Annotated in this window: 11 protein-coding genes; 10 read left to right on the top strand and 1 reads right to left on the bottom strand. The window is 64.5% G+C overall.

Going from position 1 to position 11,986, the window contains the following annotated elements; translation table 11 throughout:
* On the top strand, positions 1-894 hold an 894-nt coding region (locus tag HF877_RS19355), incomplete at its 5' end, for a carbon-nitrogen hydrolase family protein (RefSeq protein ID WP_240952751.1).
* A 20-nt stretch (positions 895-914) separates the two neighbouring features.
* Here HF877_RS19355 and HF877_RS19350 read toward each other — a convergent pair.
* Entirely contained in the window at positions 915-2,180 is a 1,266-nt protein-coding gene (locus HF877_RS19350; protein WP_169622822.1) for a cytochrome P450, read from the bottom strand.
* Positions 2,181-2,384: 204 nt separating this feature from the next.
* On the opposite strand from HF877_RS19350, the gene HF877_RS19345 reads away from it, so the two are divergent.
* The 9 genes from HF877_RS19345 (at position 2,385) to HF877_RS19305 (ending at position 11,986) form a co-directional block, all read left to right on the top strand.
* The gene (locus HF877_RS19345; RefSeq protein ID WP_169622821.1) at positions 2,385-3,014 is read left to right on the top strand and encodes a TetR family transcriptional regulator; all 630 of its coding nucleotides are present in this window, start codon (positions 2,385-2,387) and stop codon (positions 3,012-3,014) included.
* 400 nt (positions 3,015-3,414) lie between these two features.
* Positions 3,415-4,248: an ABC transporter permease gene (locus tag HF877_RS19340; protein ID WP_169622820.1), complete on the top strand. Its 834-nt coding sequence runs from the start codon at positions 3,415-3,417 to the stop codon at positions 4,246-4,248.
* Positions 4,249-4,263: 15 nt separating this feature from the next.
* Complete coding sequence (locus HF877_RS19335) at positions 4,264-5,103, top strand: ABC transporter permease (RefSeq protein ID WP_296550058.1); 840 nt, start codon at positions 4,264-4,266, stop codon at positions 5,101-5,103.
* 3 nt (positions 5,104-5,106) lie between these two features.
* Positions 5,107-6,411: an MCE family protein gene (locus HF877_RS19330; protein WP_169622818.1), complete on the top strand. Its 1,305-nt coding sequence runs from the start codon at positions 5,107-5,109 to the stop codon at positions 6,409-6,411.
* On the top strand, positions 6,408-7,445 hold the full coding sequence (locus HF877_RS19325; protein WP_169622817.1) for an MlaD family protein: 1,038 nt from the start codon (positions 6,408-6,410) through the stop codon (positions 7,443-7,445). Before HF877_RS19330 ends, HF877_RS19325 begins: the two co-directional genes overlap by 4 nt.
* A 5-nt stretch (positions 7,446-7,450) precedes the next feature.
* Entirely contained in the window at positions 7,451-8,500 is a 1,050-nt protein-coding gene (locus HF877_RS19320) for an MCE family protein (protein ID WP_240952750.1), read from the top strand.
* Positions 8,497-9,603: an MCE family protein gene (locus tag HF877_RS19315; protein WP_169622816.1), complete on the top strand. Its 1,107-nt coding sequence runs from the start codon at positions 8,497-8,499 to the stop codon at positions 9,601-9,603. The genes HF877_RS19320 and HF877_RS19315 overlap by 4 nt, the downstream gene beginning before the upstream one ends.
* Positions 9,604-9,623: 20 nt before the next feature.
* A complete protein-coding gene (locus HF877_RS19310; protein ID WP_240952749.1) occupies positions 9,624-10,703 on the top strand; it encodes an MlaD family protein in 1,080 nt (359 codons plus the stop codon).
* Positions 10,700-11,986, top strand: a complete 1,287-nt coding sequence (locus HF877_RS19305; protein WP_169622815.1) for an MlaD family protein — start codon at positions 10,700-10,702, stop codon at positions 11,984-11,986. The genes HF877_RS19310 and HF877_RS19305 overlap by 4 nt, the downstream gene beginning before the upstream one ends.

Below are 11,986 nucleotides of genomic sequence, written 5' to 3'. Positions count from 1 at the left end.
AGGGTGTGGGAGAGTAGGACACCGCCGAACACCCGTTTGCTGGAGGCCCCCAACTGTGTTGGGGGCCTTCAGTGTTTTCTGGTGACAAGTGTTTCTCGAATTGTTTTTAACGAAGGGACCCACAAGTGGGTCCCTTTTTCGCATTTATTGATCATTGTCCGGCCATTGGGCAGGATGCACGTTGTGACGACGAAGGCCGAGTTGCTGCGTGTGGCTGTCGGGCAGCCGGCGGTGATCGACGGTGACCACGTTTCGTCGGCACTGGCACATGCGGATCTGATCCGGTCGGCTCGTGCCGACCTCATGGTGTTTCCAGAGATGTCCTTGACCGGGTATCACCTGGACGCTGCGGACGTCGAGGTGGATGGGGACGCCGTGGCGTTGCTTGTCGATGCCTGCCGATCGGCGGATGGTTGCGCGCTGGTCGGTGCACCGGTGACGGAAAATGGTGCGCGTTTCATCGCAATCCTGCGTATCGACGGTAATGGTGTCGAGATCGCCTACCGGAAAACGCATCTGCACGGTGACGAGAACAAGTGGTTCGTACCGGGGCCCGGCGCGTCCGCGATCGAGGTCCTCGGGTGGCGTATCGGTCTGGGTATCTGCAAGGACACCGGCACAGCAGAACACGTCCACGCGACCGCAGCTCTCGATATCGATGTGTACGCGTGCGGGGTGGTGCATCACCGATGGGAGTTGGCGGAACAGCAACGGCGCGCCGCCCATATCAGTGCGGCATGCGGGGCGTATGTAGCGATGGCGAGCTTCGCCGGTGCGACCGGGGAAGGTTTTCGGGCCACGGCAGGACGTTCCGCGATTGTCTCGCCTGGTCAGCGGATGCTGGCAGCGGCCGGTTCCCTGCCCGGCGACTACGTGACAGCGGTGCTCGTATGAGTCGGCCTCCCGGTGCCGAACTAGACGGGTGTGAATTCGAGATGGATCGAAGCCAGCCCGCGGAGGATATACGTCGGCTCATAGGTGAAGTGACGATCGTCGGCCGGCCCGTGCTTCTCCTCGGAGATCTTGATGTCCGCCATGCGGTCGAGGAGGCGTTCGACGGTGACGCGAGCCTCGACCCTGGCGAGAGGCCCGCCGGGGCAGGAATGCACTCCTCGTCCGAAAGCGATGTGTTCGCGGGCATTGGCGCGGTCGAGCTGGAGCTCATGGGGTTCGGGGAATCGCCGGGGATCGCGGTTGCCGGCGGGCAGCGACACCATGACCGGAGTGCCCGCGGGAATGTCGACGCCGCCGAGTGTGGTCGTCTTCTTCGCGAGCCGGAAGTCGCTCTTGACCGGGCCTTCGAGGCGCAGGGCTTCTTCCACGAACTGCGGGATGAGACTGCGGTCTTCGCGAAGTTGCTTCTGGAGATCGGGATTTTCGGCGATCAGCCTGAACGATGCGGTGATCAGTCGGGCGGTGGTGTCCTGCCCCGGACCGAACAGGAACGTGGCGAGGCGTACGAGTTCGACCACGTCGGGGGTCTCGCCGTCGGAGTACGTCGACTCGGCGAGTATCGACAGGACGTCGCCGGCAGGTTCCTCTCGTCGGGACTCGATGTAGCGGGAGAACTTGGAATCGAGAAATTCCAGAGGATTGGCGCCGAGTGCGCCGTCTTCGGCCATCGCGCCCGGAGTTTGGGTGGACAGGTGCGCGACGAATGCGGCGTGATCGGCCTCGGGCACACCGAGGAGATCTGCGATGGTCAACAGCGCGAAGGGTTGCGCGTATTCGTTGAGCAGTTCGACCTTGCCGGCGCCGTGGAACGTGTCGATCAGGCGGTCGGCGAGCCGCCACATGAACTCTTCGTTCTCCTCGAGTCGCCTCGGGCTGAACAGACCACCGAGCAACCTGCGGATCCGGGTGTGCTTCGGCGGGTCCATGGTGACGAGGTGCTCGTTGAGCGGAATCTCGGGCCGGTGCTGCTCGATCTGATCGGTGATGTCATCACCGTCTGCTTCGAAGGGCATACCGGGAAAAGGGCCGGTCGCGGCGTTGATGTTCGAGTACGTCGACGTATCGCGCAGAACCGCAAGGCATTCGTCGAAGCCGGTGACCGCCACAACGCCGCGCGGTTCGATGAACTGCACGGGGCACCTGGACCGGAGATGGTCGAAGTAGGGGTGTGGATCGGGAATGAAGGACGGGTCGGTGAAGAAGTCCTTCGAGTCGAAGTCGTTCAATCGGGTCTCCTGACGTCGTGCGCACGGGAACGTGCACAACTGCGGTAGTACCGATCAACGTCAGCCTCGCCCGATGCTGAGCGCCTGCCTAGCAGTGCTGGATACATGGATAGCATGGGACAGCAGATGTGGTCAAGGACACATGTATTGCGCGGCTACCATGGCCCGAACCGGCGACCCGCCGCGACGAAACGGAGGTGGGGCATGACGTCGTCCAGGCGGATAGGTGCACCGGACGCGAAGAATCGTTCGGTGCTACTCGACGCAGCGGAGCAGCTGATGGTGGAAAGCGGTTACGCCGCAGTCACTTCGCGCCGGGTTGCAGACAAGGCTGCCCTCAAACCGCAGTTGGTCCACTATTACTTCCGCACCATGGACGACCTCTTCATGGAGGTCTTTCGGCGTCGTGCGGAAGAGGGCTTGCAGATCCAGGCAGCGATCCTGGACGCGCCCCACCCTCTGCGGGCGCTGTGGAACTTCAGTACCGACTCGACCGGCGTTGCGGTGACCATGGAGTTCATCGCGCTGGCCCGCCATCGTCCCGCCTTGCGTGCGGAAATCGCGCGTTACTCGGAACTGTTCCGCGTGGGTCAGCTGGCCGCGGCCGAGCAGGTTCTCGCACGCACCGAGTACGACGTATCGAGGATTCCGGCCGTGGTGGTGTCGGTCCTGATGACGAGCATTTCCCGTGTCGTCGTCATGGAGGAGGCATTGGGCGTCACCGCGGGGCATGCCGAAACCATCGAGCTCATCGACTGGTGCCTGGGAGTCCTCGAGAACGAGGCCGCCGACCGGGCGATCGGCAACGTGCGCGGTCGCTCCGACCTGCGATAACGCCGACGGCGCGCCCACCGCCGGCAAGCAATTCGAAAACATCCATTGCATGAATGAGAATTGTCTTCTACCTTGATGAGCGGGAAGATCTCGTCTCGACGTCCGGTCGCCCGCGGGTCGTCGAGCCTGCCCCTGGATGCGCGCCGTCGTGTCGGTGACCCGACGGTTGTCGCCCGAATCGATATGCCCGAGAATTGCTTCGGTTTCCGAGTTTCTCCGATATGCCTACGCGTGCAGCGCTTTTCGATGATGCTTTCGGTGTGCCGGCGAATGCCGCACACGCGCTTTCTCACTGTCGAGGGGGAACGGCCGTGGCACAGACCATTTCGAGATCGGCGTCGCGCTGCCGGTTCCCGCTGAGCTCTGGTCCGGTCGGCGCCGGAACGCAAGGTGAGCGGTGATGGCGACGCCCGCGGTCAACGAGATCGGTGGTTGGGCACGGGGATACCTTCGTCGTCACCCGATTGCCGCACTCGAGACCGTGGGCGGCCAATTCGTCCTGGGTTTCCGCGCTGTCCAGTATCTGTTCATCGATGTCTTCACTCTGCGGTTTCCGTTCGTGGAGTTCGTTCGGCAGGCCGCGTTCATGGCTTCGGCCTCGGCATTGCCGACGATGTTCGTCGCAGTGCCGATCGGCGTGACTCTGTCGATCCAGTTCGGTTTGCTGGCCGGTCAGGTAGGCGCGACCTCTCTTGCCGGTGCGGCGAGCGGCCTGGCAGTCATCAAACAGGGAGCGCCCATGGTCGCGGCCCTGCTCATGGCGTCCGCGGCCGGTTCAGCGGTGTGCGCGGACCTCGGGTCCCGAAAGATCCGAGACGAGATCGACGCAATGGAAGTCATGGGCTTGTCGGTGATCCGCCGACTCGTCGTTCCACGCCTCGTCGCTGCCGTCGTGGTCGGGCTCGCCCTGACCGGGCTGGTGTGCTTCGTAGGATTTCTCTCGGGCTATCTCTTCAACACGTTCGTCATGAACGGCACCCCCGGTAGTTTCGTGTCGACTTTCGCCTCGTTCGCGACCATCGGGGACTTCGTGCTGACGATGATCAAAGCGACAGTGTTCGGCGCCATCGTCGCCATCGTCGCGTGCCAGAAGGGTCTGTCGACCCGGGGCGGGCCCGCGGGAGTGGCCAACTCCGTCAATGCGACCGTCGTTGCCTCGATCCTTCTGCTCATGATCGTGAACGTCGTCTTCACGCAGGTGTATGTGCTGCTGTTCCCGCGGACGGGGTTCTGAGTGGCCTCCCGGTACGTGCCTCGCGGCACGCGCCCGTTCGTCGTCGCAGGCAGGGCACAGGCCAGATCGATTCAGCGTCTCGGGCACATGGTCGTGTTCCTGCTCCGCGCGGTCGCGGCCGTCCCTGTGACGCTGCGTCACTACAGAAAAGAGTTCTTGCGCATCCTGTCCGATGTCACGTGGGGAAACGGATCGCTCGTCGTCGGCGGCGGCACCGCAGGCGTGATCATCGTCCTGGGAGCGTCCGCCGGAGCGATCGTGGCGATCGAAGGCTACAACGCACTGCATCTGCTGGGCCTCGAGCCTGCGACCGGAATGGTGGCGTCGACTGCGACCACCCGGGAACTCGCACCGATCATGGCGTCGCTCGCATTCGCGGCGCAGGCTGGTTGCCGGTTCACCGCGCAATTGGGTGCGATGCGGATCTCGGAGGAGATCGACGCGATGGAATCACTGGCGATCCGCTCGATCCCGTACCTGGTCACCACCCGGCTACTCGCATCGGTCGTGGCGGTCGTTCCGTTGTACCTCGTGTGTCTCACGGTGAACTACGTTGCGGTGCAAGCCGTCATCGGTTTCACCGGAGGTGTCTCGTCGGGGACGTACGAGCACTATTTCGCCTTGGTGCTCAGCGGCACGGACATCTTCTATTCGCTGCTCAAAACGATTGTCTTCGTCATCATCACGACGACGATCCAGTGCTACTACGGGTTCTATGCCTCCGGGGGGCCGCAGGGCGTAGGCACCGCGGCCGGTCGCGCGATGCGCGCCAGTATCTCGGCGATGATCGTGGTCAATCTCCTCATGACGGTCGCGCTGTGGGGCATCGGGTCGGGTGCGAGGCTGGGGGGATAGCGGATGGCGATCATCCTGGAAAGCGATACCGGGCAGATGACCCCCGCCAGGCTGTTCGCTGCCGGCGCCGTCGCGTTGCTCGTCGCTGTGACGCTGGTGGTCCTCGTCGGCGTGAAGGTCGACGGCAGATTCACGGAGACGGTCGACGTCGAGGCGGCATTGTCCGACATCGGGGACGGTCTGCCTGCCCGTTCGGACGTGAAGTTCCGCGGGGTCCTCGTGGGGGAGGTCAGCGACGTTCGCCGGCCCGAGGGAGAGCGTGCCGGGGTCGTACTGATGTCGTTGAAACCCGAGTACGCACAGAGTATTCCGGGCAGTGTGACGGCCCGCGTCGTGCCGAGCAATGTCTTCGCCGTGTCGTCGGTCCAACTTGTCGACAACGGTGCGGCGCCACCGCTGCACGACGGGTCGACGATCCTCCAGGACACCAGCTTGTCGACCGTGCAGTTGCAGACCGCACTGACGAAGCTTCGCGAGATCACAGCCGCGACAGCGAGAGCCGAAATGCAGCACACTCTCGGTGTTCTCGCCGCCGTGGCCGAGGCCACCGACCGGCGTGGAGACGACATCGTCACCGCCGGGGCGCAACTCGACCGAATTGTGTGGGAGGTCGGAGCCGTTCTCACGCCGGACGGAGGACCGTCGACACTGGTTGCCCTGTCGGACGCCGTGCGGGGGCTCAGCGAGTCGGCGCCGGACCTGCTCGACGCCGTCCATCACGCTGTCGTTCCGATGCGCACGATCACCGAGCAGCGGGCCGAACTGGACACCTTCCTCGCTGCCGGCGCCGACACCCTGTCCTCGCTGGCAACGGGCATGGAGAAACACGCGGACACGGTGATGGGGGTTACGGCGGCGTTGACGCCCGTACTGGGCGTAGTGGCGGACGGGTCGTCCGCGTTCACGCCGATCACCGTGAGGATGCGCCGTATCTCCGACAAATGGTTCGAGAGTTTCTGGCCGGAAGGCGAGGAGCGGGGGATGGGCAAGTTCATCTTCCAGTTCACACCGCACCGCATGTACACACGAGCCGACTGTCCTCGCTACGGTGACCTCGCAGGTGCGAGCTGCGCCACCGCACCGGACACGGGAGCGCCGCCGATCTCGTCCCTGGACAGGGAGCCGCCGATCGTCAGCACCGTGCCGGTCGGTGGAAACGTCGGTCCGGTCGGCGGCGAGCAGGAGAAGGACCTCCTCGGCAAGATTCTCGGAGGCGATGCGTCGGCCGCAGCCGAGTTGCTTCTCGGCCCTGTGGCGCGTGGAGCCGTCGTGAGCATCATCCCCGACGCGGACGGAGCGCCGAGATGAGCTACCGCACACCGTTGATAGGCCTGGGCCTGTTCCTGATCGTGTCCATCGCGCTGACCTGGCCGGTGCTCGTTACCCTCCAGCGCGGCGTGAACGGCTCGACGACACCGTACAGCGCGGTCTTCAGCGACGTGTCCGGGCTCAGGGTGGGAGACGACGTGCGGATGGCCGGTGTCCGGGTGGGCCGCATCGATTCGATCGAACTCGACGACACGGTTGCGCGGGTTGCCTTCCGCATCGAGTCGGATCAGGTCGTGTACGACAACACCGAAGCCGCGATCACCTATCAGAACATCATCGGCCAGCGGTATCTCGGTCTGTCGCTCGGCGACGGCGGGTCCGCGACCCCGCTTCCCGCGCACACCGAGATACCGCTCGAGCGAACCGAGCCGTCCTTCGATATCAGTGTGCTGCTCAACGGTTTCGAACCCCTCTTCAGCGTTCTCGATCCGGAGCAGGTGGACGAGATCACCGGAGCGATCATCGCTGCGTTGCAGGGCGACGCCGGATCCGTGACCACGCTCGTGGCCGAAACATCCCGTCTGGCAGAGTCCCTGGCCGAGCCGGACAGGATTCTCGGCGACATCATCGTCGATCTCGACGGAGTGATCAACGATCTGGCGACGCATAGCGGGGACGTCGACTCCGTCATCGGCAGCGCGCGGGCGATCTTGGCGGAACTGTCGGCGAGGCGCACCGAGACGATCGAGTCGATGGACTCGATCGCCACGACCGTCGACCGCCTTGCCACTCTGACTGCGGAGATACAGCCCGATCTGCACGATATGCTTGCCAGGGAGCCTGGATTCACCGAGCACTACATGGACAACCTGGAGGAGTTCGAGTATTTCGGGAGGAACCTGCCGGCGCTGCTCAAGGGCCTCGCCCGGGTGAGCCAGGACGGCAGCTATCTCAGCACGTACCTGTGCAACTTCAACGTCACGCTGATACCCGCTCTGAGCAACGTCATTCCGACGCTCGTCGCGCAGGCCACGCCCGAGGGCCGTGCCACGTACTCCCCGGTGTGCGGGTGATGCGCATGATGCCGGAGAAGACGGCAACCACGCGAGCGCGGAAGCCCACGCTCGAGGACCGAAGTCCGCTCCTGCTGGGCACCCTCACGGTCCTCGCCATCATCGTGGCACTGGCGGCCACCGTGGTCGTCTCCGGTGCCGGGTTCGGCTCGGTGCGGTACGAAGCCGAGTTCGCGCAGGCCGCGCGGATCACACCCGGTGACGGTGTGACGATCGCAGGTATCCAGGTCGGGACGGTCGAAGCCACCCGGCTCGACGGAGAACACGTGCTCGTCGAGATGGACATCGATCGGGGTGTGCATCTGGGCGTCGACACGATCGCCTCGATCAAGCTCACCACACTGCTCGGATCCCGTTACGTGGAACTTCGTCCGGCCGGTGCAACACCCTTACCGGACAACCGGATTCCACTCTCGAACACCGTGGTCCCCTACGACCTGCAGGCCGTCCTGGCCGACGCAACCACGACGTTCGAGCAGGTGGACGCGGAACGGCTGGGCACGACACTCGACACGCTCTCCGCCGAACTCGACGGGGTTCCCGCGCTGTTGCCTCAGGTGATGGCGAATATCGAGAGCCTGTCGGGCACCGTCGCCGATCGACGCGATCAGATCGGGTCGATCCTGGAAGCCACCGCGTCGATGACGAGCATCGTGCGCGCACAGCAACACAGTCTGGGTTCCCTCGTGCGGGACGGTCGGGATCTGATGCACGAACTCGAGTCCCGGCAGAACCTGATCCAGCGGTTGCTGACCTCGACGGCGGAACTGGTCGAGGTCCTTCACTCGGTCGTCGTCGACGACCGTACGGAGATCGACTCGCTCATATCGAGCCTCAGCGGGCTGCTGCACACGTTGAGCAACAACGACGCATTGTTCCGCAACATCCTTCAGATCCTTCCGGTACCGATCAGGAACTTCGCGAACGCGTCGGGGACGGCCAACGAGGTCGATTTCACCGCACCGGCAGGGCCGATGATCGATTCGTGGATGTGCGCTCTGGCCGGTCACACCGGCGACCCCAGCCTGACCGCCTACCTCGGGGAGTGCGAATGAGATCGAGGACCGTTCTGGTCACAGTCGCGATCGCCGCGATGGTCGTCGCCGTAGCTGCTGTCGTTGCCGGCCGCGTATCGGCCGAACCGGACTCGATCACCGTCACCGCGCGCTTCGACAGTGCAGCAGGACTCTACGAGGGAAATGAGGTCGCGGTACTCGGCATTGCGGTCGGCCGGGTCACCACCGTCGAGGCCCGGGGTACTCACGTGGCCGTCACGATGGAGATCGACGGCGGTACCGACATCCCGGCGGACGTCCAGGCGGTCGCCGTGTCCACCTCGGTGCTGACAGACCGGCATGTCGAACTCACGCCCGTCTACGCGGGCGGGGAAGTGCTGCAGGACAACGACACCATCGAACTCGACCGCACCCGGACTCCCATCGAGTTCGACAGACTGCTGGCGATGGCCGACACGATGGCGTTGGAACTCGAGGGTGACGGTGAGGGCAACGGTCCGGTATCGAGTTTGCTCGACCTCGGCGTCGGCATGACCGCGGGGAACGGAGTCGGGATCAGAAGTGCACTCGGGAGGCTGTCCGAAGCGATGAAGCTGAGTTCGGACCAGGGTGCCGCAACCGGAAACCAACTGACCGCGATCGTCGACAACCTCTCCGTCCTGAGCAGCACCGCCGCCGCGAACGACGCGGATATCCGAGAGTTCGGAGAGGCGACCCGAAGGCTGAGCGAGGTGCTTGCCGAGTCGAATCTCGGGTGGGGGGATACCGGCACGCACATCAACGAGGTTCTCGCGCAGGCGACCTCTCTGTTGCAGGACAACCGTGAACCCATTCGCTCCACGATGACGAATGCGGAGACCGTCACCCGTGCGCTCGCCGAGTACCGCAACGAGGTCGGCGAGTTTCTCGATCTTGCGCCGCTGCTGATGGACAACGCGTACAACGCGATCGATCAGGAGACCGGGGCCGCCCGGGTACACGCGCAGCTCGAGAAGGTCTTTTTCGACGGAGAACTCGTGTCCCAGGTATGCACTCTTCTCGAGATGCGCGAGCTCGGGTGCAGCACAGGCACCCTGAAGGACTTCGGTCCGGGATTCGGGATCGCCTCGATGCTCGAGGGAATCGCGGGGCTTCCGAGATGATGTGCTCGTGGTGGCGCCGGATGGCGGTCGTGGGTACGGGGGCGGCGGTGCTCGCCACGACGGCATGCTCCGTCGGATTGGAAGATCTTCCGCTGCCCGAACCGGGAGTGGGCGGCGAGTCGTATTCGCTGCACGCGACTTTCGAGAACGCGTTGAACCTGCCGACGAAGGCAAAGGTGAAGTTGTCGGGAGCCGACATCGGTGAAGTCGCGTCGATGGTGGTGCAGGATTACGCAGCGGTGGTCACCATGCGCATCGCGAGCGGCGTGACCGTCGAGGCAGGTACGACCGCCGAACTTCGTTCGGCCACCCCCCTCGGCGATGTGTTCGTGGCCTTGCGGCCGCCGCCCGAGGCCACCGGCGCCACGCCACTCCGGGAAGGCGACACCATTCCGCTGTCTTCGACCTCGGCGGCAGCGACCATCGAGGAATTGCTCTCCACTGCATCGGTTCTCGTCAACGGCGGTGCCCTCCGCAATTTCACGAAGATCGTCAACGGTCTGGGGGAGGCGGTCGGGGGACGTGGCGACAACCTCGCGAATCTCGTGAACGAATCGACGCGACTGCTCGGACTGATCGCACGACGTACCGACGAGATCGAGGAGACGCTCGTCCGTACGGACCAACTGATCACGACGATCTCGGAGCGCCGGTCGACGATCGACGACGTCGTACTCGCGGCGCGGCCCGCACTGGACGTGGTGGCCGCCGAGACGTCGCAGGTGCTCGATCTGGTCTCGCAAGTCGACCGCATCAGCCAGCAGATCCAGCGATTTCCGGCGGTGCAGGACACCGATACCCGCAGCATGATCGCAGACATCAACCGCATTGCGGCAGAGCTGAATGCGGCGGCGACCGATCCGGAGGCCGAGCTCTCCGCCGTCAACAGATTGCTGGCACCGATCATGAAAGTCACGAGCAGCACGGCGGCGAACACCGACGCGGACCTCGAGCAGTTGGTGATCGGATCCGAGCCGATTCCGGGGCACCCGGGCGATCCGGGAAGCCGGTTGCCCGACGACACGGATTGGCAAGCCTTCGTGGGAACGCTGACGTACACACTGACACGTCTGCAAGGCCGGCTGGAGGCGGGAGGATGACCCACCGGCCAGGAGTGCGGCGAGTACCGGACGTGGTTGCAGGCGGGGTGGTGTCCGGGGTCCGCATCGGAAACGCCCATCGGTTGGGGTTGTCGCTCGCGGCACTCGTGATGACCGGAGTCCTGGGTGTCGGCTATCTGGTGTTCGGTGTCTTCGAAATGGGGCTGTCGGGCGGAACGATCCGCGTACGAGTCCATTTCGACGATTCCGGCGGCATCCTTCCGGGGCGCGACGTGGCCCTCCGTGGTGTACCCGTCGGACGTGTGACCTCCGTGGACCTGACCGGCGACGGCGTTGTCGTGCTGGCCGAGATCGATTCCCGGACCCGGATTCCGATCGGTGGTGAGGTGCGGGTGGCGGGACTGTCGCTCGCGGGCGAACAGTATCTCGACTTCCGGCCCGCTACCGATGACGGTCCGTATCTCGAAGACGGAGCGGAGATCTCGTCGGACGACACCACCACACCTGTCCCGTTGTCGGCGCTCATGCACGACATGGACGGCATGCTCGCGCAAATCGATCCGGCGTCGTTGCAGACCATCGTGGACGAACTCGGTGTCGGACCGGAAGGACCCCGGAAACTGTCCGACATCGTCGACGGCGGCACGTTTCTCATTTCGGCACTCGACGGAGTGCTGCCGCAGACGGGCACGCTCCTGCGCACCGGGAAGGTCGTGCTCGGGACGCTTGCCGACGCCGCGCCCGGCCTGCAGGCCGTGTCGGCAGAAATGGAGCACACGCTCGGTGGAATCGAATCGATGGATGAGGGATTCCGGTCGTTCGTGCAGACGGCTCCCGACACGATGGCGGCGGCCGACGCGATCATCGCCGAGAATTCGCCCACGATGGTGCAGCTGCTGGGCAATCTCACCACCGTCGCGCAGATGGCGTACGTGAGGGTGCCCGCGCTCGAAGAGTTCTTCTTCCCGAGCGAGCGGGACGGGTCCACGCTGGAGGCGCTCATGACGGCGTTCCGTGACGACGGCGTCTGGGCTCTCGTCAACATCTACCCTCGATATTCGTGCGACTACGACCTGCCGCGTGAGTCGCCGACGATTCCGAGTTTCCCCGAGCCGTTTCTGTACACGTACTGCAACAACCCCGATCCGTCGACTCTCGTTCGGGGCGCGCGCAATGCGCCGCGCCCTGTGGGAGAGGAAGGTGCGGCCGGATTGCCGCCGGGTGCAGATCCGCTTCGGCGCGCAGATCCGACTCCCATCGGGCCTCGGACGGTTCCGCTCGAATACGGCGGTCCGACCATGCACTGGGAAAGCGTCAACTGA

It is taken from the genome of Rhodococcus sp. BL-253-APC-6A1W, from assembly GCF_012843405.1.
GTDB lineage: Bacteria > Actinomycetota > Actinomycetes > Mycobacteriales > Mycobacteriaceae > Rhodococcus.
Note: the sequence above shows the minus strand (reverse complement) of the source record. Positions and strands in the feature narration are given on the sequence as shown.